Source organism: Streptomyces sp. NPDC127114, from assembly GCF_042677525.1.
Taxonomy (GTDB): Bacteria; Actinomycetota; Actinomycetes; order Streptomycetales; family Streptomycetaceae; genus Streptomyces.
Genome location: NZ_JBHXTJ010000071.1, coordinates 1 through 23,549 on the forward strand (window position 1 = coordinate 1; position 23,549 = coordinate 23,549).

A 23,549-nucleotide genomic window follows, 5' to 3' on the forward strand; every position below is an offset into this window, starting at 1 on the left:
TCATCCTCCTCGTCGGCGTCGCCATCGACCTCCTCGTCTTCAGCCCCCTCGAACGCACCGTCCTGCGCCGCCGCGGCCTGCTGGTGAAGGCCTGACCATGAGCTCCCCGACTCTCCTCGTCATCGCCCACGGCAGCCGTGACCCACGGCACGCGGCGACCGTCCAGGCCCTGGTGGCCCGGGCCGCCGCGCTGCGCCCGGGGCTGCGGGTGGAGACGGCGTTCCTGGACTTCAACCTGCCGTCCGTGACGGGGGTGCTCGACCGGCTCGCCGCCGACGGGGTGCGGGAGGTGGTGGCCCTGCCGCTCCTCCTCACCCGCGCCTTCCACGCGAAGGCCGACATCCCCGCCGTACTGCGCCAGGCCCCGGCCTCGCTGCGGATCCGGCAGGCGGAGGTCCTGGGCCCGTCCCCGCTGCTGATCGCGGCGGTGGAACGGCGCCTGTACGAGGCCGGGCTGACGCCCGGCGACAAGAGCACGACCGGGGTCGTCCTGGCCTCGGCGGGCTCCACCGACCCGGAGGCGATCGCAGTGATCGCAGAAACGGCGCGGGAGCTGCGGAACACCGGTTGGTGCTCCGTGCGGCCTGCGTTCGCCTCCGCATCTCTTCCCCGCACGGACGAGGCGGTACGGGCGCTCCGCGCCGACCCGGGCGTCCGCCGGGTGGCCGTCGCCCCGTACGTCATCGCCCCGGGCCGCCTCCCGGACCGCATCGCGACGGGCGCGGCGGAAGCCGACCTCCTTGCGGACGTCCTGGGCCCGGCCCCCGAACTGGCCCGGCTGCTCGTGGAGCGGTACGAGGAAGCGACCCTGGCTCCGGAGCGGGTGGCCGTCGCGGGTTAGGGCCTGTCCGGGCTTCAGCCGAAGTCGAGGCCGCCCGTGCGGGTGCGCTTGATCTCGAAGAGGTCGGGGTGGGCGGCCAGGACGCGGAAGCTGTCGAAGAGTTCGGCGGCGCGCTCGCCGCGCGGGATGGCGCGCAGTACCGGGCCGAACCAGGCGGTGCCGTCGACGTGGATCGTCGGCGTGCCCACGTAGGCCTCGGCTTCGGGGTCCTTGCCGGCGTCGTGGCTGCGGCGGACGGTCTCGTCGTACGCGGGGTCGTGGGCCGCCGCGGCGAGTTCGGCGGGGAGGCCGAGTTCGGCGAGGGACTCGGCGATCACGGCGTCGAAGTCCTTGTTCTTCTGCTCGTGGATGCGGGTGCCGTACGCGGTGTAGAGCGGGCGCAGGATCTCCTCGCCGTGCTGCTCGGCGGCCGCGGCGGCGACCCGGACCGGGCCTATGGAGTCGTCGACGAGGATCCGGTACCAGTCGGGCAGTTCGTTGCCCTCGTTGTGGAAGTAGAGGCTCATCACCCGGAAGCGCAGGTCGATCTCGCGGTGCCGTTCGACCTCGAGCATCCAGCGGGAGGTGATCCAGGCGAAGGGGCAGGCGGGGTCGAAGTAGAAGTCCACGGTGGTCACGGGCGTCGTCTCGGTCGTCATGGCCGGAACTCTAGACCCGGGGTGGCCCGTCGGGGCGGGCCATTCACGATGCGTCGGACTGGGCCACTTCGGTCAGTTCGACGAGCTTGCGGACGGTGTTCCAGTTGCGTGCGGTGGCGGTGACGCCCTTCAAGAGGGCGGGCCTGGACAGTGCCTCGGCAAGCTTGGAGCGGCCGAGGCCGTCGGGGGCGTAGAGGTAGAGGACGCGGTCGCCGAGCGCGAAGGCCTCGGGGCGGAAGGCCTCCTGGTCGAGTCCGGCGAAGCGCTTCTCGTCGACGGGGCCGGAGAGGTAGTAGGCGTGGAGCTGCCTGCCCTCCAGCTCGGCGGCGGGGAAGGGGCAGTCCCGCTCGACGGCGGCGAGGTAGTCGTGGTCGCGGACGAGACAGTCGACGGTGAAGCCGAAGTGCTTCTGGATCGCCGCTTCGACGGCCTGCCTGACGGCCTCGTCGGAGCGTGCGGCGCCGGGGACGGCGAAGACGGCGTTGCCGCTCTGCAGGTAGGTCTTCACGTGCTGGTATCCGAGGCCTTCGAGGACGGCTCGGAGTTCCGCCATGGGGACCTTGCGGTGTCCCCCGACGTTGATGCCGCGGAGCAGCAGGGCGTACGTCGTCGTCATGGTCACACCATAGGGCGACCGCCGTGCCCCGTGGGGGAGGGCACGGCGGTCGCCGTCCGGGGTTCGCGCCGTTACTCGACGATCTTCAGGAGCTTGTTGGCGGTGCCCGCCGACGGGTTGGAGATCTTGTCGGGCGTGGCGCCGTCGATCAGCGCCTGGGCGACCTGGTCCGGCGTCGCGTCGGTGTGGCCCGCGAGGTAGACGGCGGCGGCGCCGACCACGTGCGGGGTGGCCATCGACGTGCCGGAGATGGTCTTCGTACCGGTGTCGCTGTCGTTCCAGGCGGAGGTGATCTCCGAGCCCGGGGCGTAGAGGTCCACGACCGAGCCGAAGTTGGAGAAGCTGGACTGCTCGTCGTCCTTGGTCGAGGAGGCGACGGTGATCGCCTCGGTGACCCGGGACGGCGAGCCCTGGCCGGCATCGGAGGACTCGTTGCCGGCCGCGACGCCGAAGGTCACGCCGGAGGCGATGGCCTTCTTGACCGCGTCGTCGAGAGCCGGGTCGGCGCCGCCGCCGAGGCTCATGTTGGCGACGGACGGGCCCTGGTGGTTCTGGGTGACCCAGTCGATGCCCGCGACGACCTGCTCGGTGGTGCCGGAGCCGTTGTCGTCGAGGACGCGGACGGCGACGATCTTCGCCTTCTTGGCGACGCCGTGGTCCGTGCCGGCGATGGTGCCGGCCACGTGGGTGCCGTGGCCGTTGCCGTCCTGGGCGGTGTCGTCGTTGTCGACGGCGTCGAAGCCGTACGAGGCACGGCCGCCGAAGTCCTTGTGGGTGATGCGGACTCCGGTGTCGATGACGTACGCGGTGACGCCCTCGCCCCCGCTGTCGGGGTAGGTGTACGTGGAGTCGCCGGCCGTGTCGGTCTGGTCGACCCGGTCGAGACCCCACGAAGGCGGGTTCTCCTGGGTGGCGTTGATGGTGAAGCGGCGGTTCTGGACGACCTTGGCGACCGCCGGGTCGGCAGCGAGGCGCTTGGCCTCGGTCTCGGTGAGGTTGTTGACGGAGAAGCCGTTGACGGCGGAGTCGTAGCTGCGGCGCAGGGTGCCGCCGTACTCCTTCGCCAGGTCGGCCTTGTTCGCCTGCTCGTCGAGCAGCACGACGTAGCTGCCGGCGACGGCGCCTTCGACTCCGAGCCCGTAGACCGTGCCTTCGGCGGGCGCGGGGGCCGCGCCGGCGAACTGGCCGGTAAGGACGGTGACTCCGGCGGCCGCGGCGATCGCGGTCGTGACGGCGATGTAACGGGTCCGACGGACACGCTTGTGTATGGCCATGAAGAGGGGTCTCCTCGTCAGGATTTGTGGGGGGTTGGGCCACCGGACGCAAACTTTCCGGTCGCTCGTTCGAAACCCTTTCGCATTGACGAGTGCAAATCAAGGCCTTCACACACCTGTGACTTTTTCAACAAGCTTTCTTAAAGAGAAAAGGGGCGAGTCTCCTCAACTCGCCCCTTGCCACAGGCTACTTAGATGTGCGGCAGCTCCGCCTCGATCAGATCCGCGGCCCGCCGCGTGCCGCCCTCCCGCGCCATCTGGTCCTTGATCTCCCGTGCCCTGCGGGCGACTTCGGGGTCGGCGACGAGCGCGAGTACAGCCTCGCGCAGCCGCTCGGGAGTCACCTCGTCCATCGGCAGGTGGCGGGCGACGCCGAGCGACTGGAGCATGTCGGCGTTGCCGAACTGGTCGACGGCCTGCGGCACGGCGACCATCGGCGTCGCGGTGGCGAGGCCCTCCTGGCTGCCGCCCGCGCCCGCGTGGGTGACGAAGGCGTCGGCCTCGCGGAGGATCGCCGGCTGCGGCACCCACGGGTACACCTCGACGTTGTCCGGGACCTCGCCCAGCTCGGCGGGGTCGACGAACTTCCCGATCTGCAGCACCACGTGCCAGCCGTCGAGTCCGCCGAAGGCCTCGACGCAGTCCCGGTAGAAGGCCGGCTGCTTGGTGAAGGACGAGCCGAGCGAGACCAGGAGCACCTTGTCGGCCGTCGCGGGCCGCCGCCACTCCCCCGGTCCCGTCTCCTCGCTCCGGCACTGGCCGACGAAGGTGAAGACGGACTCGTCGACGCGGTCGGCGTGCGGCTGGAGCGCCCGCGGGATGAGCACGATGCCGCGGCGCGGCCGTCCGACGAAGGGGTCGGGGTGGACGTCGACGCCGTGGGCCCCGAGCCACTCCTCGAAGCGCGCGTAGTAGGCCTTGCCGCGGGGCGAGGCCTTGAGCTCCGCGTACATCGGCTCGGCGACCTCCTCCTCGTATCCCTCCCAGGGAACGAGATTCGGCCAGAGCGAGACGGCGGGGACGCCCCAGGTGTGGGCGAGGACACGGGCGGGGTACGAGGTGATGTCGTGCAGGACGAGGTCGGGGCGGTCGCCCTCGAAGGCGGCGGCGAGCTGCGGCAGGGCCTGCACGGCGTCCGCGAGGAACGGCTCCAGGTTGTCGATGAGTTCGGTGCCCCAGGCGTCGGGGTCGTCGTCGGTGGGGAGCACCGACTCGTAGAGGACGGGAGTGGCGCCGGTGGCGGCGACCTTCTCGGCGAAGGCGGCGGGGATCGCGTAGCTCACGCGGTGGCCCCGGTCCACGAGTTCGCGGATGACGTCCAGGCTGGGGTTCACATGGCCGTGGGCGGCGATGGAGAACATGGCGATGTGGGCGTGCGGGGTCGTGGTCATGAACCCCACCGTATGCGAGACGAAACGTCTCGTCTACTTCATTTCAGTCCCGCTGGTAGCGGGCGAGCACCCGGTTTCCGTCCTCCACCAGGCGTCGTCTCAGCTCGGCGGCGTCGATCGCGCCGCTGTAGTACTCCTGGAAGGCGGGCGTGGCGACCTTGTCCTTCCACTCGGGGTAGCCGCGCACCGCCTGCGCGGGAGCGGGCCGCAGCTCGCGCGCGACCGCGGCGCCGGTGGCCCAGCCGAACTCCTCGGTGTGCAGGGCGGGATCGGCGAGCGCGGCGGTGGAGGTGGGCAGCATCCAGTCGCCGAGGGCGAGCCGGACCTGGTTGCGGGGCCGGAGGAAGAAGTCCAGGAAGGCGGCGGCCTCCTTCTTGTGCGGGCTGTCCTCGGCGATGGAGAGCGTCTGCGGGCTGACACCCTGCGCGAGCCCGCCCGCCCCGGCGGGCGCCGGCAGCACGATCCAGTCGAAGCCCTCGGGCGCCTGCTGGACGATCTGCTGCCGGTACGAGAAGCCCAGCGGCACCATGGCGTACTTCCCGCCGAAGAAGCCGGGCAGCGTGTCGGAGCCGCCGCTGCCGAGGGTGGCCCGGGAGGCGGTCCGGTCGGTGTCGATCATGGCCCGTACGGTGCCGGGCACGACCGCGTCGCCGTCCTCGAAGCGCAGGGCGACCTTGCCGTCGGGCGCGCGGTGGAAGAGCCGGCCGCCGGCCGAGAGGCTCAGGTTGAGCGAGACGGAGACCGGCTCCTTGAGCGGCCAGGCGACCGCGTACCGGCCCTCGCCCATCCGCGCCGCCAGGTCCCGGGCCACGGCCCGGAACTCCGCCCAGCTCCACGGCCGTTCGGCGGTCGGGACACGGACGCCGGCCTCGGCGAGCAGCTTCCGGTTCGCCATGATCATCCGCGGTTCCTGGAGGAAGGGCACCCCGTAGACGCCGTCGCCGAAGGTGGTGCTGCGCCAGCTGTGCTCGGGGATGCCGGCGCGCAGCCGCGCGGGCAGCAGGGGGCGCAGATCGGCGAGGTAGCCGCCGTAGGCGAAGTCGGCGAGGTCGTCGGAGGCGTCGTGGACGATGTCGGGGGCCTCGCCGCCCTCGAAGGAGGTGAGCAGCTGGTCGTGGACGGAGTCCCAGCTGCCCTGGACGTAGTCGACCTGGATGCCGGGGTGGGTCGCGTTCCACTCGCGCACCAGTTCCCTGTTGGCGTCGACGGACTCCTTCTGCCAGGCGAGCGACTGGAAGCGCAGGCGGATCACCCCGTCGTCGGGACCGTCGTCCGCCGTGCACCCCGCCCCCGTGAGGAGCAGGGCGAGGGCGGCGACCGCCGCCGCGAACCGCCGGGCCCGCCTCATGACTTCACCGCGCCGGCCAGCATGCCGCCGGTGATCCGCCGCTGGATGACGGCGAACACGAGGAGGGAGGGCAGGGTGGCGAGGAAGGCCGCGGCGGCGAGCGGTCCGAGGTCGGCCACGCCCTCCGCGCCGAGGAAATGGGTGAGGACCACGGGCAGGGTCTGTTTCTCGGGAGTCTTGAGCAGGACGAGGGCGAAGAAGAACTCGTTCCACGCGGTGACGAAGGCGAACAGCGCGGTGGCGACGAGCCCCGGTGCGAGCAGCGGGGCGGTGACCGAGACGAGGGTGCGCAGCCGTCCGGCGCCGTCGACGGCGGCGGCCTCCTCCAGCTCGACCGGCACGGCCCGTACGTATCCGGTCAGCATCCACAGCGCGAAGGGCAGCGACCACACCACGTACACCAGGACCAGGCCCGGCAGGCTGTTGACCAGGTGGAGGTTCTTGAGGACCAGGAACAGCGGGATGATCAGGAGGACGAACGGGAAGGCCTGGCTGACCACGACCCAGCCGGTGGCTGCGGCGGTGAGCCTGGACCGGTGCCGGGCGAGGACGTAGGCCAGGGGCGTGGCCACGGCCACCGCGACGAGGGCGGCGGCGAGCGCCGCGAGGAGGCTGTTCCCGGCGGCCCTGAGCAGCGGCTGTTCGTCGAAGGCCTGCCGGAAGTTGTCGAGGGTGGGGTCCTCCGGGATCCAGGTGGGATGCAGGGAGCCCAGTTCCGTGGCCGGCTTGAAGGCGGTGGAGACCAGCCACAGGAACGGGAAGGCGAGGAAGACCAGATACGCGAGGAGCGCCGCGTACTGGCCCGCGCGGGCGGGCCCGCGGCTGCGGAGGACACTCACCGGGCGCTCCCTCACCGTTCCTCCTTCAGACGGCCGACGAGATACAGGGCGAGGAGGACGGAGACGACGGCGACGAGCACGCAGCCCATGGCGGCGGCGTAGCCGAACTGCCCGTAACGGAAGGCCTCCTCGTAGGCGAAGAGCATGGGCAGCCGGGTGCGGCCGCCGGGTCCGCCGTTGGTCAGCACGTAGACCAGGGCGAAGGAGTTGAGGTTCCAGATGAAGTTGAGGGCGGTGATGGCGAGGGCGACGGGTCTGAGGGCCGGCCAGGTGACGGTGCGGAAGCGGCGCCAGGCGCCCGCGCCGTCGAGTGCGGCCGCCTCGTGGAGCTCGCGCGGCGTGTTCTGGATGCCGGCGAGCAGCGCCACCGTCGTCTGGGGCATGCCGGCCCAGACGCCGACGACGATCACGGCGGGCAGCGCGGTGCCGAGGCCGCTGAGCCAGGCCCGTCCGTCGCCGAGGCCGAGGTCGCTCAGGGTCTCGTTGAGGACGCCCGCGTCCGGGTTGTAGACCAGCCGCCACATGATGCCGACGACGACCTCGGGCATCGCCCAGGGGACGATCGCCAGCGCACGGGCGAGCCAGCGCAGCCGCAGGTCCTGGTTCAGCAGCAGCGCGAGGCCGAGGGCGAGCAGGAACTGCGGGACGGTGACGCCGACCGCCCACAGCAGGCCGATGCGGAAGGATTCCCAGAAGAGGGTGTCGTGGAGGAGGTCCTGGAAGTTGAGGGTGCCGATCCAGCCGGTGGCCTGGGTGCGGCCGGACTGGGCGTCGGTGAAGGCGAGCGCGATGCCGTAGAGCAGCGGGCCGACGCTGAGCAGCAGGATCGGGAGCAGGGCGGGCAGGACCAGGAACCAGGCGCCGTGGTCGCGGCCGGGGCCGCCGCGGGCCCGGCCGGGAGTGGTGCGGTCCGCGGACCGCTTCGGCGCGGTCACCACACTCGCCAATGCTCCCCCTGTGCCCGGTTTGCCACCTTGCCTGGGACTCGGTCATCGTCCTGACGGGCCGTCGGTTCGTCAAGGTGACCAGCACGGATGCGAGACTTTGGCGAAATCGCACTGCCGTGGGGAGACAACGATGGACGAGGCGCGGGCACGGGAGATCCTGGCCGCGGCGGGACTGCGGGCCGGGGACGCGACGCTGCTCGCCTTCGGCGAGAACGCGGTCTTCGCCGTCGGCGACCTGGTGGTCAAGGTCGGCCGCGACCCCGAGCTGCTGGCGCGCGCCGAGCGGGAGCTGGCCCTGGCCGGCTGGCTCGAGGCGAGCGGCGTCCCGGCGGTACGGGCCGCGGAGCCCAAGCCGCTGGTGGCCGAGGGGCACCCGGTCACCGTGTGGCACCGGCTGCCCGCGGCGGTCCGGCCCGCCGAGCCGCGCGATCTCGCCCCGCTCCTGAAGGCGGTGCACGCCCTGCCGGAGCCGGAGGACCTCGCCCTGCCGCGGCGGGACCTGCTCGGCGGGGTCGAGCGCTGGCTGCGGCTCGCGGGCGACGCGATCGACCCGGCCGACGCCGCGTTCCTGCGCGAGCGGCGCGACTCCTTCGCGCCGGCTGCCGCCGCGCTCACCCCGCACCTCACGCCGGGACCGATCCACGGCGACGCACTCCCGCGCAACGTCCACGTGGGCCCCGAGGGGCCGGTCCTGGTGGACCTGGAGACCTTCTCCTCCGACCTGCGCGAGCACGACCTGGTGGTCCTCGCCCTCTCCCGGGACCGCTACGGCCTCGACCCGGCCGCCTACGACGCCTTCACCGGGGCGTACGGCTGGGACGTGCGCGCATGGGAGGGGTGCGCGGTGCTGCGCGGGGCACGGGAGACCGCGAGCTGCGCCTGGGTGGCCCAGCACGCGCCGTCGAACCCGAAGGCACTGGCCGAGTTCGAGCGGCGGGTGGCGTCGCTGCGGGACGGCGATACCGAGGTCCGCTGGTACTCCTTCTGACAGCCGCCCGTCACCGGGACCTGACATCATGGGCCCGTCGAACCGACCGGTAACGAACGGGGTGTTGGGATGCGGATGGAACTGTCGGACGTCACGCTGGACGTCGAGGTCGGCGGCGAGGGCCCGACCGTGCTGCTCGTGCACGGCTTCCCGGACTCGCACGACCTGTGGCGCCATCAGATCCCGGCCCTGAACGCGGCCGGGTACCGCACGGTCGCGCCGACCCTGCGCGGTTTCGGCGGCTCGGACCGGCCGGAGGGCGGACCGGAGGCGTACCACCCGGCGAAGCACGTGGGCGACATGGTGCAGCTGCTCGACCGGCTGGAGATCGACCGGGTCCATCTGGTGGGCCACGACTGGGGCTCCGGCATCGTCCAGGGCTTCACCCAGGCGCTGCCGGACCGGGTGCGCAGCCTGAGCATCCTGTCCGTCGGGCACATCGGCGCGGTCCGCGACGCGGGCTGGGAGCAGAAGCAGCGGTCCTGGTACATGCTGCTGTTCCAGCTTCCGGAGGTGGCCGAGAACTGGCTGTCGCATGACGACCACGCCAACCTGCACGAGATGCTGGCCGAGCACCCCGACCGCGAGGCGGTCCTGAAGCCGCTGAAGGAGCCGGGCGGGCTGACCGCGGCGCTCAACATCTACCGCTCGGGCCTGCCGGCGGAGGTGCAGTTCGCACCGGTCCTTCCGGTGTCGCCGCTGCCCGCGCAGGTCCCGGTGATGGGCGTCTGGTCCACCGGGGACCGCTTCCTCACCGAGCAGTCGATGGCGGACACCGGCAGGCACGTCGCCGGTTCCTGGCGCTACGAGCGCGTCGAGGACGCGGGCCACTGGCTCCAGCTGGACCGGCCGGAGAAGGTCAACGAGCTGCTGCTCGACTTCCTCGGGGCGAACGGCTAGGGACGGTCCCTCAGCCGGCGACCGGTGCCGGCTCCCGCAGCGGCCACGTCGGGTCGACGACCGCGTCCGTCTCGCCCTTGCGGCGCAGGAAGGACTGGAAGTCCTCGGCCCACTCCCGGTACCAGACGATCTGACGCTCGTGCAGCGCGGCCGGGTCGAGCGCGGCGACGGGGGCGTGCCGCTCGGCTATCGCGACGGCGACCCGGACCGCGGCCAGCGCGTCGGCGGACGCCTGGTGGGCGCTGGTGAGCACGACCCCGTACTCGGCGCAGACCGCTTCCAGGGTGCGCTTGCCGCGCCGGTAGCGGTCGACGGCGCGGTCGATGGTGTACGGGTCGAGGACCGGGCCGGTCGGCGCGCCGCCGAGCCGCTCGCCGAGCGAGGGCAGTCCGTGCCGCCGCAGCTCTGCCGAGAGCAGGCTGAGGTCGAAGGAGGCGTTGTACGCGACGACCGGGACGCCCCGCGACCAGTAGCCGGTCAGGGTGTCGGCGATCTCGTCGGCCACCTCGCGCACCGGGCGTCCCTCGGCGGCGGCGCGCTCGCTGCTGATGCCGTGGATCGCGGACGCCTGCGCCGGGATGCGGATGCCCGGGTCGGCGAGCCAGTCCTGCTGGCGCACCACCTCGCCGCCGTGGACGCCGACGACGGAGGCCGTGACGATGCGGGCCTCCAGCGGGTCCGTACCGGTCGTCTCCAGGTCGAAGCCGGCCAGCTCTTCCCCGTACCAAGCCATCGGGTCCTCCTTACGTGATCTCCCCCGTTGGTGTGCACACCCTCGCACGCCGCACTGACAATCCGGTCGCGAGGGCGTCCGCGGGGTGTCCCAAGGGCGTCTCGCGAGCGGCCGGAAAGAGTCAGGAGACCGGTCGGGAGTCGAGCCACACCGACTCGAATTCCTCCCGGTATGTCGCGAAAAGTCCGTGTTCGCCGCTGCCGTCGTAGCCCTGTCCGGCCCGCACCACGTTCCGTCCGCCGCCGCGCAGCACGAGCACCGGGGCCTCCATGCCGCGGGCCTTGCGCAGGTACGGCTGGACGACGGCGACCCCGTCGGGGCCGTCGCCGTCCACGAGATAGGCGGTGAAGCGCGGCGTCTCGTCGAAGACGTGGATCTGGAAGGCGCCCGGGTCGCGCAGCTTGGAGCGGACCCGGCGCATGTGCAGGATGTTCATCTCGACCGAGCGGCTGAGCTCGCCCTTCTTCAGGCCGAGCTCCCGTTCGCGCCGCTTGACGGCGCTGCTCGCCGGGTTGAGGAAGAGCAGCCGTATCCGGCAGCCCGACTCGGCGAGCCGCACCATGCGCCGCCCGGAGAAGTTCTGGACCAGCAGGTTCAGGCCTATGCCGGTGGCGTCGAGCCGGCGGGCCCCGCCGAACAGGTCTTCGGCGGGCAGCTGCCGCTGGAGCCTGACCCGGTCGGGGTGGACGGAGACCACGTCCGCGTACCGGTCGCCGACCAGGTCCTCGACCGCGTCGACCGGCAGCCGGTCGGCCGAGGGCACCCCGGCCCCGCTCCCGAGGATCTCCAGGAGCCGGGCGGAGGCCCGCTCGGACTGGGCGAGCACGGTCAGCGAGAGGGCCCGGTTGCGGGAGACGACGTTGCGCGTCACCTCCAGCTCGTCCAGGGCGAGTTCCACCTCGCGCCGGTCGTCGAAGTACGGCTCGAAGCACGGCCAGTGCTGCACCATCAGCTCCCGCAGCTGCGGGAGGGTGAGGAAGCTGAGCACGTTGTCGTCGGCCGGGTCGAGCAGATAGCCCTTGCGGCGCGAGACCTCACGGACGGCCACCGCCCGCTGGACCCACTCCTGTCCGGCGGGCCCGGCCGCCGCCACCACCCACTCCTCGCCGTGCACCGGCTCGTACACCGGGCGCAGCACGGCGGCGACGACGGCCCGCAGCCGCTGTTCGACGAGATTCAGCCAGATGTAGGCGCGGCCGGCCCGCTGGGCCCGGGTCCGCACCTCGCTCCACGCCTCCGCACCCCACTCGAGTTCGGCGCCGATCTCGACGGGCCGGGCGACGGAGACCGCGCCGGGCGGCGCCTCCGCGGGCTCGGCCGGTCCCCCGTCGTGACCCGCCTCGCCTGGGGGCAGCTCCAGACCTCCCGAGCTCACCCGCGCACCGCCTTCTGCTCCCGGACACCCGTTCCGCCGACTGGGACACCGGCGGGAACTACCATCTGACAATGATCGGCAACGATCAAGGAAGGGTACTCCGGCAGCGGGAGGCGATGCAGCAGGATCGCCCGGCCTGTTGCTCAACTACCCAGATTCGGGGCGCCGTTCTGGTTGGCGAGATCGGCCGGAGTGAGCGGATTCATAGCGGTTACGTCCCTGGGCGCGAGCTGGAATCCCTGCCAGTGCACCGGCATCGGCTGCTGGTCCTCGTCACGGGCGACGTGGTGGAACCCGATGTTGACCCACACCGCCGGATTCTTCAGGGTCTCGCCGTTCACCCACTTGTCCACGCTGGTCGGCGCGTTGCGGCCGCAGTCAAGGATGTTGTTGCTGGCGAACTGCTCGCAGGCGCGGGCCTGGGTGAAGTAGACGTCGTGCTTGGTGTAGGGACGTCCGGCGTAGGTGTTGGTGTGGCCCGGCACGATCTCGTAGGAGCGCGCGTGGCCGTCCTTGTTCTTGCCGGTCTCGCTGACCACCCGCCACCAGCGCATGTTCCTGGCGTCCCCGGCGAGTTCCTTGGTGACGACGGTCCGGGTGGTCTTCACGGTCGGGCTGCCGTCCCGCGCGGGCGGCGTGACCTTGGAGTCGAACTGTTCGATGCGGCCCTTGTTGCTGCCGTCGAGACCGAAGTCCAGCTTCCAGAAGACGTTGTGCGCGTGACTGGTGGCGTAGTCGCGGGCGCCCTTGCCGATGGGCCAGCCGCGGCCGTCGGTGGCGTTGTAGTCGACGGGCGAGAGGCTGCCGGTGGCGCCGACGTTCATCCCGATGGTGCCGTCGGAGGAGAACCGCCACTCGCTGATGTACTCGTACCAGCCGACCTTGTTGACGGTGTACACGAGCAGGTCCTTGCCCTGGGCCTGCCAGACCTTGCTGCCGGTGTCGGCGGCCATCCGGTAGGCGTGCCCGCGGGCCCGGGTGGTGGTGCACAGGCCGTTGATCCTGCCGACGTCGGGGACCTTCACGGTGGTGATGGTGCCGCCGGGGCACTCGCCGGGCTTGAGGTTCTGCAGGCCCATGCCGAATCCGGCGCCGGTGAGATCGTCGTACTCGGCGTTGCCGTCGTCGTACGGCACGTGGATCTGGGCGAGCTTGGCGCTGTTCAGGACCCGGATCGGGGCCCGCTCGCCGGGCGGCTGGTAGGTGACCTTGTCCAGGATCAGCCCGGAGTCGGTCGAGTAGCGCCAGCACATGCGCCACACGGTTCCGCCGTCGAGCTTCTGCTCGACGCGGTAGGCGGCGGAACAGTCGGCGGGCGCCGGTGCGGCGGGCGCTGCGGCGGCCGTGGTGGCGCCGGTGGTGGTGGCGACGGTGCCGAGCAGGGCGCCGGCGGCGAGGACGGCACCCGCGTTGCGGGCGTGCCGAAGTCGCGAAGAGGACATGGATGCGTACTCCCTCGGTACGTGTGGAACGCGTCGGTGGTCAGCCGACGCGGGTGACGGTCCTGGCGCTGAGGTCGACGATCAGGCCGCGGGTGTCGATCCAGGCACCGTTCAGCACCTTGGTGACGAGCCGGACGCAGCGGTGCTCACCGCACTTCGACAGCTGCTGCGGCACGTCCTTCTCGCGGTAGGTGCGGTAGACGTCGCCGTTGAACCAGAGCTGGTCGGTGGAGGTGAGCTCCTTGCCTGTGGCGTCCTTGTAGTCCTCCTTGACGCCCTTGCCGAGCGGGCTGTCCAGGATCAGCCGCAGGGCGGCGCGGAGCTCCTCGGGGTGGGCCGAGGGCTGCACGCCGCGCTGGGCGCCGGACTGCTCGACCTTGCCGGTGTCGAGGTTGACGGTGCGGGTGATGAGCTCGTCGCGGCCGTAGTCGTAGAAGCGGACCAGGGCGCGGCGCGGGCCGCCGGTCTCCTCGCCGGGCGCCGGGTCGGCGAGTTCCGTCGCGAGGTGCTGCGGTCCCCGGCCACCCTCGGCGTTCCTCTGCGCGTCGGTCCGTGGGGCGGCGGCCGGCGGGGTCAGCGCCAGGACCTCGGCCCGCTTCAGCTCGTCGTCGGTGAGCGGATCGGTGCCCACGCCCTTCGCGCCCTCGGGCGGCGGAGAGGCCAGGGTCGCGGGCCCGGGCGCCGGGCCGTCGCCCTCCTTCGCCCCCGGCGTGCCCGGCGTGCCGGACGTTCCGGACGCGGTCGAGCCCGGGGCGGCGGAGCCGCCGGACGGGGCTTCGTCGGCTCCGGCGCTGCCCGGCAGGGCGACGGCGACGGCGACCGCCGTGCCGGTCACCGCCATGGCGGCGCCGGCCACCACCTTGCCCAGGTGGCGGCGCACTATTTCGTACACACTTCCCCCCAATTCCTCAATTTTTCCCCCTATGAGGTGTGGTCACCCGGTAGGACGGGTCGAAGTCCTAGGAGGTTGCCCCTGTTTCGGGCAGGATCTGGCCGAGTCACCACCCTTGCCGCCGGATCAGAAGTGGAAGAGTTTCGCCTATGCAGGTCTGGCCGGGACAGGCGTACCCCCTGGGCGCCACCTACGACGGTGCCGGTACCAATTTCGCGGTCTTCTCGGAGGCCGCCCACCGGATCGAGCTGTGTCTGCTCGACGACGACGGCACGGAGACGGCCGTCGAGCTGCGCGAGACCGACGCGTTCGTGCGGCATGCCTATCTGCCGGGCGTGATGCCCGGCCAGCGGTACGGATTCCGGGTGCACGGGCCGTACGCGCCGGAGCACGGGCAGCGCTGCAACCCCGCGAAGCTGCTCCTCGACCCGTACGCACGTGCGATTGCGGGCGAGGTGTCGTGGGGAGAGGCGGTGTACGGCTATCCGTTCGGACGGCCCGACGCCCGCAACGACCTCGACTCCGCCCCGCACACCATGACCTCGGTCGTGGTCAACCCGTACTTCGACTGGGGCGACGACCGCCGCCCGCGCACCGAGTACCACCACACGGTGATCTACGAGGCCCACGTGAAGGGCCTGACGATGCTCCATCCGGACCTGCCGGAGGAGCTGCGCGGCACCTACGCGGGCCTCGCGCACCCCGCGGTCATCGGACATCTGAAGGAACTGGGTGTCACGGCCCTGGAGTTGATGCCGGTCCACCAGTTCGTCAACGACCACCGGCTGGCCGACGCGGGCCTGTCGAACTACTGGGGCTACAACACCATCGGCTTCTTCGCCCCGCACAACGCCTACGCCTCGTGGGGCGACCGGGGCCAGCAGGTCCTGGAGTTCAAGTCGGCGGTGCGGGCCCTGCACCAGGCCGGCATCGAGGTGATCCTCGACGTGGTCTACAACCACACCGCCGAGGGCAACCACCTGGGCCCCACGCTGTCCTTCCGCGGCCTGGACAACCCCTCGTACTACCGGCTCGGCAACGACCCCCGGTACTACATGGACACCACCGGCACCGGGAACTCGCTGCTCATGCGGTCCCCGCACGTGCTGCAGCTGATCATGGACAGTCTGCGGTACTGGGTGACGGAGATGCACGTGGACGGCTTCCGCTTCGACCTGGCGGCCACCCTGGCCCGCCAGTTCCACGAGGTGGACCGGCTGTCCTCGTTCTTCGACCTGGTGCAGCAGGACCCGGTGGTCAGCCAGGTGAAGCTGATCGCCGAGCCGTGGGACCTGGGCGAGGGCGGCTACCAGGTGGGCAACTTCCCGCCGCAGTGGGCCGAGTGGAACGGCAAGTACCGGGACTGCGTGCGGGACCTGTGGCGCGGCGAGCCGCGCACCCTCGCCGAGTTCGCCTCCCGGCTCACCGGATCGTCCGACCTGTACCAGGACGACGGGCGGCGCCCGCTGGCCTCGGTCAACTTCGTCACCTGCCACGACGGCTTCACGCTGCGCGACCTCGTCTCGTACAACGAGAAGCACAACGAGGCCAACGGCGAGGGCAACCGGGACGGCGAGAGCTACAACCGGTCCTGGAACTGCGGCGCCGAGGGCGACACCGACGACATCGGCATCCGCGAGCTGCGCGCCCGCCAGATGCGCAACTTCCTGGCCACGCTGATGCTGTCGCAGGGCGTGCCGATGCTCAGCCACGGCGACGAGTTCGGCCGCACCCAGGGCGGCAACAACAACGCCTACTGCCAGGACAGCGAGATCTCCTGGGTGCGCTGGCCGAAGCCGGGGAGCGAACCGGAGGCGACGCTCCTGGAGTTCACCCGGGCGATGGTACGGCTGCGCCGGGACCACCCGGTCTTCCGCCGCCGCCGCTTCTTCCACGGCCGTCCGGTGGAGGGCACCCACGACGAGCTGACGGACATCGCCTGGTTCACCCCGCAGGGCGAGGAGATGACGGCCCGGGACTGGCAGGCGGCGCACGCCCGGGCGCTGACCGTCTTCCTCAACGGCAACGCGATCTCCGAGCCGGGCCCGCAGGGCGAGCGGATCTCCGACGACTCCTTCCTGCTGATGTTCAACGCCTCGTCGCAGGAGCTGGAGTTCGAGGTGCCGGACAGCCACGGCGAGTGCTGGAAGGTCGTGGTCGACACCTCCCATCCGGAGGGCATGCCGCCCGAGGAGGGCCCTCGGGTGGCGGCCGGCGAACGGGTGACGCTCGCCCCGCTCACGCTGACGGTGCTTCGACGGCCGGCCTGACCTCGGCCGTCCGCGCCTCCCGGGTACGGGGGAAGCGCACCACCCAGGAGAGCACCGCGCACGCCACGGCCGCCCCGGCCGCCACTCCGAAGGCGGCCGGGGCGCCGTGCGTCTCGGCGAGCCGGCCCGAGACGGCCAGCGCGAGGGCCTGACCGCCGACGATGCCGCTGGTGAGGAAGGCCATGCACTCGGCGAGCCGGGCGGGCGGCGCGGTCCGCTCGGTGAGGCCGAACACGGTGATGAGGTGCGGGGCGTAGGCGACGCCGAGGACGACGACGCCCACGTACAGCCCGCCGAGGGTGTCGACGAGAACCAGCGGCGCGGCGAGCACCACGAGCAGGGCGGTGGCCGCGCGCCAGCGGGTCGTGAGCCCGATCCGGGCGGGCACGGCGGCCATCGCGAAGCCCGCGGCGGCGCTGGTCACGCCCATCGCGGCGTACACGAGCCCGGCCTGGTCGGGCACGCCGAGGGCCCCGGTGAGGGCGGTGATCCCGGCCTGCGAGGCACCGAACATGGCGCCCTGGAGCACCATCGTGCCGCGCAGGGCGTAGGTGGCGCCTCCGGGGCGATCCCGGCCCGGGCCGGCGGGCGCCACCCGAGTGGCGGCGGGCAGACGCGTCCGTTCGGCGGCACTCGAACGGGTGGCCTTCGGCGCTGCCGTCGAGCGGGCGCTCGGGTGCAGCGCGAACGCGGTGCCGCAGCTCGCGAGGAGCGCGGCGGCCGTCAGCAGGGCCGCGGCCGGGTGGGCGACGGAGGCGGCGAGGCCGACCAGGGCGGGGCCGAGCACGAAGGAGACCTCGTCGAGGGTGCCCTCGAAGGAGAGCACGGTCGCCACCGTGCGGTCGTCGGCACCCGCCCGCCGGGCCAGCGTCACCGAGCGGGTCCTGGCGAGCGGCCCGACCTGCGGCACCGTCGCGCCGGCGAGCGCGCCGAGCGGCACCACCAGGGCCGTGGCGGCGTGGCCCAGCGCGGCGAGCACCAGGGCGGTGACGGCTACGGCGTTGGCGAGCGAGGCCGCGAGGACCACCGGCCGCTGGCCGTGCCGGTCCGCGAGCCGCCCGACGAGCGGTCCGGCGACCGTCTGCCCGGCGGCGAGGGCCCCGCCGACCAGGCCCGCGGTGGCGAGCGAGCCGCTGGTCTCGGCGACCAGCAGAAGGCTGCCGAGCTGGCACATGGCGGTCGGCAGCCGCCCGAGGAAGGACACGGCGGGCAGGACCGGGCCGAGCAGCGACAGGGTGTCGCGATACATCCGGAGCATCACGCGAACGTAACGCGATGCACACGAACGGGCGCATGAGGCGATGACACAGAAGCCTCCGCGCGGGGTACGTACGTTCGCATGACGTCCTTCTCACCGGGCTCGTCCTCGGAACGCGCACTGCCCTCCGCGACCTACCGGCTCCAGCTCCAGCCGGAGTTCCCGTTCGCCGCCGCCGAGCGGGCCGTACCCCACCTGGCCGCACTCGGCGTCTCGCACCTCCATCTGTCGCCGGTGCTCGAAGCGGTGCCCGGCTCCACCCACGGCTACGACGTGACCGACCACCGCTTCGTCCGGGCCGAACTCGGCGGCGAGGAGGGTCTGCGGGCCCTCGCGGCGACGGCCCGGGCGCACGGCCTCGGGCTCGTCCTCGACCTGGTGCCCAACCACATGGCGGCCTCGCCCCGGCACAACCACGCGCTGCGCGAGGTGCTGCGCGAGGGCCCCGGCTCGCCGTACGCCCGCTGGTTCGACATCGACTGGGCGGCGGGCGACGGACGGATGCTGCTGCCGGTGCTGCCCGCCCGGCTCTCCGAGGTACGGGACCGGATGCGGGTCGCGGACGGCGTGCTCGTCCTCGACGGGCAGGAGTTCCCGCTGCGCGCGGGCACCGAGGACCTTCCGCCGGACGAGCTCCTGGACGCCCAGTGGTACCGGCTCGCCTGGTGGCGCCTGGCCCGCACCGAGCTCAACTACCGCCGCTTCTTCACCATTTCGGACCTGATCGGTGTGCGGGTCGAGGACCCGGAGGTGTTCGCCGCGACCCACGCGAAGATCGTCGAACTGGTGGCGGACGGCGTCGTCGACGGGCTGCGAATCGACCACCCGGACGGGCTCGCCGACCCGGAGGGCTATCTGGAGCGGCTCGACGAGGCCACCGGCGGGCGGTGCTGGACCGTGGTGGAGAAGATCCTCACCGGCACCGAACCGCTGCCCGCCTCGTGGCCCGTGGCCGGCACCACCGGCTACGACGCGCTCCGCTACGTCGACGGGCTCTTCACCGACGCGCTGGGAGCCGACGAACTCGCCGATGTGTACCGCGAGTTCGCCGGTCGGGCCGGCGACAGGGGCGGCTACTGGGAGGCGACCGCGCGCCGCGCCGCGTACAAGGTGGTCACCCACGAACTGGCCGCCGAGACGGCCGCGCTGACCCGGCTCGCCGAGCGCATCTGCGCCGCCGACCCGGGGCTGCGCGACCACGCGCCCTGGGCGCTGCACACCGCCGTCCGCGAACTCCTCGTCCGCGTCCCGGTCTACCGGACCTACCGCACCGGCGGCGAGCAGGTCCTCACTCCCGAGGCGGCGCGCGGCGCGAAGGCGGCGTTCGCCGTTCCGGAGGAGGCGACGGCGGTCGACGTGGTCCGCGACCTGGCCCTCGGCGCACTCGGCGACGGCCCCGAACACCGCGCGTTCCGGGCCCGGTTCGCGCAGACCTCGTCGGCGCTGCGCGCCAAGTCCGTGGAGGACACGGCCTTCTACCGCTACACCCCGCTGCTCTCGGCGAACGAGGTCGGCGGCGATCCGGGCCGGCCCGCGGTCACACCCGACGAGTTCCACGCGTTCTGCGCCCGGATCGCCCGCGACTGGCCCGCCACCGGCACCGTCCTCACCACGCACGACACCAAGCGCAGCGCCGACGTACGGGCCGGGATCGCCGTCCTGTCCCAGTGCCCACGGCGCTGGGCGGAGCTCCTGGAGGAGGTCGCCGGAGTCCCCGCGCCCGATCCGCACCTGGCGTGGACGGCCTGGCAGACCGCCTTCGGCTTCGGCGCGCCGGACCCGGACCGGCTCGGCCCCGCCGTCCTCAAGTCCGTGCGGGAGGCGGGGCTGCACACATCCTGGACCGAGCCGGACCCGGCCTACGAGCGGGCCGTGACCGAGTTCGTGGCGGCGGGCCCGGGCCGGATCCCGCTGCGCACCGCCTCCGAGTCGGCCTTCGCCCTGGAGCCGCACATCCGCGCCCACGTCCTCGGCGCCGCGCTGGTCCAGTTGACCATGCCGGGCGTGCCCGAGCTGTACCAGAACACCGAGCGGGAGTACCGCGCCCTCGTGGACCCGGACAACCGAGCGCCGTTCGCGCCGGGCCCGGACGACGACAAGACCGCTCTGGTACGGGCCGCGCTGCGGCTGCGCCGCGAGTACCCGGACGCGTTCGGCCCCGGCGGCGGCTACCACCCGCTCGCGGCGGCCGGCCCGTCCGCCCCGCACTGCCTTGCCTTCCGCCGCGCGGACCGGGTCCTGACGGCGGTGACCCGGCTGCCCCTGCGCCTCGCGGAGGCGGGCGGCTGGCAGGACACGGCGCTCGCGCTGCCGGACGGCCGCTGGCTCGACGTCCTGGACGGGGTACGGGAGTTCACCGGCGGCGCGGACACACCGGTGAAGCTGGCCGAGCTCTTCGAGGCGCGGCCGGTGGCCCTGCTGGCGAGGGCCTGAAGGCCCCCGGAAGCGGCCGAAGTCGCTCGAAGCCGCTCAGGGAAAGAGAGAGTGGGGCGAGGAAGGCGAACGGACTAGAGACGATAGTAATTCGTGTGAGAAGGAAGCCCGTTCATGGCCTCGCCCCGGGAAGAACCTAACACTCAGGCCGGGATCAGGTCGCGCAGATTTTCCGGCGTGATCACCCGCGAGCCGGCGGGCAGCCCCTCCGGCCGCTCCAGACCGATGAAGGTGACCGGCCCGGTGACCGGCTCCTCCGGCGGCGTCCGGCCGTCCCACGGCTCGGTGCGCGCCCCGGCCCGCGCCATCAGCTCCGTGAGGTGCCGGACGGTCAGCGGCGTGCGCTCGACCAGGCCGCGGACCAGGACCGCGAAGGTCACGAGGTTGTCCTCGACCCGGTTCTCCGCCGGCTCGCCCCTGAGGTACAGGTGCAGCCAGCGGGCGTGCCAGCGGCCCTCGTCGTCGCGCTGGAACGCGAGCGGCAGGGCGACCCGGCCGGGCCCGCGCAGATCGGACTTCATGCGCACGGTGCGCGGCTCGAAGGGCCGGCCGCCCTGGTCGGCCTCGCGCAGCATGAAGCCGAAGAACGACTCCTCGACCGAGTCGAAGTTCTCTCCGCTGTAGACGTGCACCTGCGGCACGATGAAGTCGCCGCGCACCGCGCCGAGCCGCAGGTCGATGAACTCGGAGGCCCCGTCGGGCGCTTCGACGACGTCGCCGGAGTGACTGCCCTCGACGTCGGCGAGCGACGTGTACGACAGCCAGGTGACGGCGTCGTAGTCGGCGTCCATGACGAGCGCGGACAGATCGTGGTCCGTGGTCTCGCGCCGCTCCTTCCAGTACGTGAAGAAGCGCAGCAGTTCGCCCTCGACCGGCGAGACGGAGCCGCGCGGCAGGACGCCGAGACCGGCCGAGGCGGCCCGGCCGCTCAGCGGCAGCGCCACGTCCAGGACGGCAGGGTCGACGAGCAGCCGCTCGGGAACGGTGAGCCTGCGCCGGGTCTCGGCGTCGAGCAGCGCGACGAGCCGCTCGCGGACGGCGGACGGCAACGGCCCCCGGACGTCCTCGGTGACCCACGCACCGCCGCTACGGTTCACGAACACGCGGCGCGGTTCACCCCGGCCGGTACGAGGCTGATCCGTACGGGCCTGCTCCGTACCCTGATCCGTGCGGCCATGCTCCGTGCGGTCCTGATCCGTGCGGCCCTGCTCCGTGCGGCCCTGCTCCGTGCGGGCCTGATCCGTGCGGCCATGCTCCGTGCGGTCCTGATCCGTGCGGCCCTGATCCGTGCGGCCCTGCTCCGTGCGGCCCTGCTCCGTCTGGTTGCCCTCCGTACGGTTCTGGAAGTGCTCCCGCAGGGAGAGCACGACGCGGCCGGAGACGCGGGGCGCGGCCCGCTCGGCGGCGGCGAGGACGGCCTCGGCCTCCTCGCCCTCCTTGGCCGTGCGCAGCAGCCGGTCCAGGGAGCGGAACAGCGCGCCGGGCGCGGCGCCGGCCAGCAGATCGGCCGCCCCGGAGACGTCGCCGTCGCCGAGCAGCTCCTCCACGCGCCGGGCGAGCGACGGCGCCTTCCGCTCGCCGCGGGCGACGGCGAACACCTCGGCCGCGTGCGGCCACTGCGGGTACTCGTGCGGGTGCAGCCGCTCGCCGAGCCGCTTCCAGGCCTCCCGGTGCCGGGACACGTCGGCGAGCTTGGCCGGGCTGTCGGCGACGACCGCGTCGAGGGCGGCGAGCAGGGCACGGCGGTGCGGCCGGGACGGCGCGCGGAACCGGGTGGAATCGCGCAGGCTGACGTCGCCGTCCGAGAGGGCGCAGGCGAGGCGCAGGACGTCGGTGACGGTGTCGAGCAGGAGCCCGGCGCCGGCCCGGAGGCGGGCCCGGTTGATCACGGCGCGGTTCTCCCGGACCGGGATGCTCTCGGGCTGCGGGCCGTCGGCGCGGTGCCCGGCGAGCACGCCGAGGTCGGCCAGGTGCTCCTCGCCGAGCGGGGTGCGGCTGCCGGCCAGGGCCAGGTAGAGGGCGGTGACCTCGTCGTCCAGGGGGCCGCCGAGGTGCAGCAGCGTGGTGCGGTCGCCGACCGAGGCGATCAGCTCGTCGTGCGCGGCGAGCAGCTCCTCGTAGGAGTGCTGGTAGCGGCCGTACGCGGGCAGGGTGAGCAGGTCGAGGACGCCGTCGCCGAGGCGCGCGAGCACCGCGGGACGCGCCGCCTCGTCCGCGAGTGCCTTGACGAGGCACTCGGCCCAGAAGGCGGCGGTGTCGGGCACGTTGGCGGGGAAGTCGACGAAGTACGTGTTGTGGCGGACGTGGTCGCCGACGAGTTCGCGGACGGTGTCCAGGGTGCGGGCGGCGAGTGCGGCGACGGTCTTCTCGTCGTACGAGGAGAGCGCGGTGAACAGTTCGGCCGAGAGCTTGAACCCGACGGACATCAGGGCCACGTCGAACTGTCGTGCGGCCGCGGCACCTTGGCCTCCCGTTCCGCCTGCGGCGGCGGGCGGTGCGGGGACGCGGAGGGTGTGGCGTACGACCAGGCGTTCGAGAGTGTGGACCATACGCGCATGCTCCCAGGGGCCGGCGACGCGGCGCACACGGATTTCGCCCGGCTTCGGCCGGACGCGCATGGGTTGGGCGACAGCGGTTACGCGCACAGGAGGCACACAGCGCAGTCGACGAGAGGAGAGCGACATGTCCGAGCCGCGACGCCGGAGCGAGGACGGGCGGGCCGGGTCCGCGACCGATCCCACGGTCGCCCCGTGGCGGACGACGGGCCGCAGGGTGCATGCCGACCTGGAGTTCCCGATCGAGGTGGAGTTCTCCTACGATCCCGGCGACCCGTGGGCGGTCCTGGTCACGTTCGGCCGGTCCGACCACGCGGTCGACTGGACCCTGTCCCGCGAGCTGCTGCACCGCGGCACCCGTACGCCGTGCGGCGAGGGCGACGTCCAGCTGTGGCCGCTGCGGCAGGGCGGCCGGAACGGCCGGCTGCGGATCCGCCTCGGCGGCACGGGAATTCCGGTCCTCGTCGACGTCGACCGCTCGGCGTTCCGCGCCTGGCTGTCGACGACCTTCGAGGCGGTCCCGGCGGGGACGGAGTCGTCGCGCATCGACTGGGCGACGGAGGCGGTCCACATAGGGCCGGGCGTGGCGCCGGGCCGGGCGGAGGGGGCGTAGGGGCTACGGACGTAGGGGCTGGGGGGCGTAGGGGCTGGGGTCGGTCCCTAGGCCGTTTCTTTCGGATCTTGGCCGGGTCCGCGACGCCTGGCACGGCACCCCGCCGCGTTGCCGAAACGCCCCGATAGCTCCGCTATCGCGACGCTCCGGCGCCTTGCGATGCTTCCCCTCGGCCCTGGCGGGCCTGGGGAGACCC

Annotated in this window: 18 protein-coding genes and 2 pseudogenes; 7 read left to right on the forward strand and 13 right to left on the reverse strand. The window is 72.6% G+C overall.

What is annotated here, in order from left to right:
* Positions 1–95: pseudogene (locus ACFVGS_RS36105) on the forward strand (ABC transporter permease); the annotation flags it as partial.
* Positions 96–97: 2 nt separating this feature from the next.
* A complete protein-coding gene (locus ACFVGS_RS36110; protein WP_385696601.1) occupies positions 98–841 on the forward strand; it encodes a sirohydrochlorin chelatase in 744 nt (247 codons plus the stop codon).
* Between the two features lie 14 nt (positions 842–855).
* Here the strand turns inward: ACFVGS_RS36110 and ACFVGS_RS36115 are convergent, their stop codons facing one another.
* From ACFVGS_RS36115 to ACFVGS_RS36145, 7 genes and pseudogenes are all read right to left on the reverse strand, one after another.
* On the reverse strand, positions 856–1,479 hold the full coding sequence (locus ACFVGS_RS36115) for a DsbA family protein (RefSeq protein WP_385696603.1): 624 nt from the start codon (positions 1,477–1,479) through the stop codon (positions 856–858).
* Between the two features lie 43 nt (positions 1,480–1,522).
* On the reverse strand, positions 1,523–2,095 hold the full coding sequence (locus ACFVGS_RS36120; RefSeq protein WP_385696605.1) for a DUF1697 domain-containing protein: 573 nt from the start codon (positions 2,093–2,095) through the stop codon (positions 1,523–1,525).
* A 71-nt stretch (positions 2,096–2,166) separates the two neighbouring features.
* Positions 2,167–3,369: a S8 family serine peptidase gene (locus ACFVGS_RS36125; RefSeq protein WP_384420405.1), complete on the reverse strand. Its 1,203-nt coding sequence runs from the start codon at positions 3,367–3,369 to the stop codon at positions 2,167–2,169.
* A 191-nt stretch (positions 3,370–3,560) separates the two neighbouring features.
* Positions 3,561–4,800: pseudogene (gene mgt / locus ACFVGS_RS36130) on the reverse strand (macrolide-inactivating glycosyltransferase); the annotation flags it as partial.
* Between the two features lie 3 nt (positions 4,801–4,803).
* Positions 4,804–6,108, reverse strand: coding sequence for an ABC transporter substrate-binding protein (locus tag ACFVGS_RS36135; protein WP_385696608.1), 1,305 nt, complete (start codon positions 6,106–6,108; stop codon positions 4,804–4,806).
* Entirely contained in the window at positions 6,105–6,947 is an 843-nt protein-coding gene (locus ACFVGS_RS36140; RefSeq protein ID WP_385696610.1) for a carbohydrate ABC transporter permease, read from the reverse strand. Before ACFVGS_RS36140 ends, ACFVGS_RS36135 begins: the two co-directional genes overlap by 4 nt.
* 11 nt (positions 6,948–6,958) lie before the next feature.
* Positions 6,959–7,885, reverse strand: coding sequence for a carbohydrate ABC transporter permease (locus ACFVGS_RS36145; protein WP_384420412.1), 927 nt, complete (start codon positions 7,883–7,885; stop codon positions 6,959–6,961).
* Between the two features lie 139 nt (positions 7,886–8,024).
* Here ACFVGS_RS36145 and ACFVGS_RS36150 point away from each other — a divergent pair, with 139 nt between their 5' ends.
* Together ACFVGS_RS36150 and ACFVGS_RS36155 are read left to right on the forward strand one after the other, a co-directional pair.
* Positions 8,025–8,882: a phosphotransferase enzyme family protein gene (locus tag ACFVGS_RS36150; RefSeq protein WP_385696613.1), complete on the forward strand. Its 858-nt coding sequence runs from the start codon at positions 8,025–8,027 to the stop codon at positions 8,880–8,882.
* Between the two features lie 69 nt (positions 8,883–8,951).
* On the forward strand, positions 8,952–9,782 hold the full coding sequence (locus tag ACFVGS_RS36155) for an alpha/beta fold hydrolase (RefSeq protein WP_384420416.1): 831 nt from the start codon (positions 8,952–8,954) through the stop codon (positions 9,780–9,782).
* Between the two features lie 10 nt (positions 9,783–9,792).
* Here the strand turns inward: ACFVGS_RS36155 and ACFVGS_RS36160 are convergent, their stop codons facing one another.
* The 4 genes from ACFVGS_RS36160 to ACFVGS_RS36175 form a co-directional block, all read right to left on the reverse strand.
* Positions 9,793–10,515, reverse strand: coding sequence for a 3'-5' exonuclease (locus ACFVGS_RS36160; RefSeq protein WP_384420418.1), 723 nt, complete (start codon positions 10,513–10,515; stop codon positions 9,793–9,795).
* Positions 10,516–10,636: 121 nt separating this feature from the next.
* Positions 10,637–11,890, reverse strand: coding sequence for an SAV2148 family HEPN domain-containing protein (locus ACFVGS_RS36165; protein WP_384420420.1), 1,254 nt, complete (start codon positions 11,888–11,890; stop codon positions 10,637–10,639).
* A 143-nt stretch (positions 11,891–12,033) separates the two neighbouring features.
* Positions 12,034–13,332, reverse strand: coding sequence for a copper amine oxidase (locus ACFVGS_RS36170; RefSeq protein WP_384420422.1), 1,299 nt, complete (start codon positions 13,330–13,332; stop codon positions 12,034–12,036).
* Between the two features lie 40 nt (positions 13,333–13,372).
* Positions 13,373–14,224 carry a Tat pathway signal sequence domain protein gene (locus tag ACFVGS_RS36175; protein WP_384420424.1) on the reverse strand — a complete coding sequence of 284 codons (852 nt, stop codon included), beginning with the start codon at positions 14,222–14,224 and terminating at the stop codon, positions 13,373–13,375.
* Between the two features lie 149 nt (positions 14,225–14,373).
* Here ACFVGS_RS36175 and glgX point away from each other — a divergent pair, with 149 nt between their 5' ends.
* The gene (glgX, locus tag ACFVGS_RS36180; RefSeq protein ID WP_384420426.1) at positions 14,374–16,494 is read left to right on the forward strand and encodes a glycogen debranching protein GlgX; all 2,121 of its coding nucleotides are present in this window, start codon (positions 14,374–14,376) and stop codon (positions 16,492–16,494) included.
* On the opposite strand, the gene ACFVGS_RS36185 is transcribed toward glgX, so the two are convergent.
* A complete protein-coding gene (locus ACFVGS_RS36185) occupies positions 16,463–17,743 on the reverse strand; it encodes an MFS transporter (protein ID WP_384420494.1) in 1,281 nt (426 codons plus the stop codon). The genes glgX and ACFVGS_RS36185 overlap by 32 nt on opposite strands.
* A 90-nt stretch (positions 17,744–17,833) precedes the next feature.
* On the opposite strand from ACFVGS_RS36185, the gene treY reads away from it, so the two are divergent.
* Positions 17,834–20,185: a malto-oligosyltrehalose synthase gene (treY, locus tag ACFVGS_RS36190; RefSeq protein ID WP_384420427.1), complete on the forward strand. Its 2,352-nt coding sequence runs from the start codon at positions 17,834–17,836 to the stop codon at positions 20,183–20,185.
* 143 nt (positions 20,186–20,328) lie between these two features.
* Here treY and ACFVGS_RS36195 read toward each other — a convergent pair whose 3' ends face one another.
* Positions 20,329–22,734: a hypothetical protein gene (locus ACFVGS_RS36195; RefSeq protein WP_385696620.1), complete on the reverse strand. Its 2,406-nt coding sequence runs from the start codon at positions 22,732–22,734 to the stop codon at positions 20,329–20,331.
* 133 nt (positions 22,735–22,867) lie between these two features.
* Here ACFVGS_RS36195 and ACFVGS_RS36200 point away from each other — a divergent pair, with 133 nt between their 5' ends.
* Positions 22,868–23,353, forward strand: coding sequence for an SsgA family sporulation/cell division regulator (locus ACFVGS_RS36200; RefSeq protein ID WP_384420430.1), 486 nt, complete (start codon positions 22,868–22,870; stop codon positions 23,351–23,353).
* Positions 23,354–23,549: the final 196 nt, after the last annotated feature.

What these genes read in the sequence shown, in the direction of transcription:
- ACFVGS_RS36185 (WP_384420494.1), bottom strand. Translation starts at nt 17,743, where the DNA reads ATGTATCGCGACACCCTGTCGCTGCTCGGCCCGGTCCTGCCCGCCGTG.
- treY (WP_384420427.1), top strand. Translation starts at nt 17,834, where the DNA reads ATGACGTCCTTCTCACCGGGCTCGTCCTCGGAACGCGCACTGCCCTCC.
- ACFVGS_RS36120 (WP_385696605.1), bottom strand. Translation starts at nt 2,095, where the DNA reads ATGACGACGACGTACGCCCTGCTGCTCCGCGGCATCAACGTCGGGGGA.
- ACFVGS_RS36155 (WP_384420416.1), top strand. Translation starts at nt 8,952, where the DNA reads ATGCGGATGGAACTGTCGGACGTCACGCTGGACGTCGAGGTCGGCGGC.
- ACFVGS_RS36125 (WP_384420405.1), bottom strand. Translation starts at nt 3,369, where the DNA reads ATGGCCATACACAAGCGTGTCCGTCGGACCCGTTACATCGCCGTCACG.
- ACFVGS_RS36170 (WP_384420422.1), bottom strand. Translation starts at nt 13,332, where the DNA reads ATGTCCTCTTCGCGACTTCGGCACGCCCGCAACGCGGGTGCCGTCCTC.
- ACFVGS_RS36200 (WP_384420430.1), top strand. Translation starts at nt 22,868, where the DNA reads ATGTCCGAGCCGCGACGCCGGAGCGAGGACGGGCGGGCCGGGTCCGCG.
- ACFVGS_RS36160 (WP_384420418.1), bottom strand. Translation starts at nt 10,515, where the DNA reads ATGGCTTGGTACGGGGAAGAGCTGGCCGGCTTCGACCTGGAGACGACC.
- ACFVGS_RS36135 (WP_385696608.1), bottom strand. Translation starts at nt 6,108, where the DNA reads ATGAGGCGGGCCCGGCGGTTCGCGGCGGCGGTCGCCGCCCTCGCCCTG.
- ACFVGS_RS36115 (WP_385696603.1), bottom strand. Translation starts at nt 1,479, where the DNA reads ATGACGACCGAGACGACGCCCGTGACCACCGTGGACTTCTACTTCGAC.
- ACFVGS_RS36150 (WP_385696613.1), top strand. Translation starts at nt 8,025, where the DNA reads ATGGACGAGGCGCGGGCACGGGAGATCCTGGCCGCGGCGGGACTGCGG.
- ACFVGS_RS36195 (WP_385696620.1), bottom strand. Translation starts at nt 22,734, where the DNA reads ATGGTCCACACTCTCGAACGCCTGGTCGTACGCCACACCCTCCGCGTC.
- glgX (WP_384420426.1), top strand. Translation starts at nt 14,374, where the DNA reads ATGCAGGTCTGGCCGGGACAGGCGTACCCCCTGGGCGCCACCTACGAC.
- ACFVGS_RS36110 (WP_385696601.1), top strand. Translation starts at nt 98, where the DNA reads ATGAGCTCCCCGACTCTCCTCGTCATCGCCCACGGCAGCCGTGACCCA.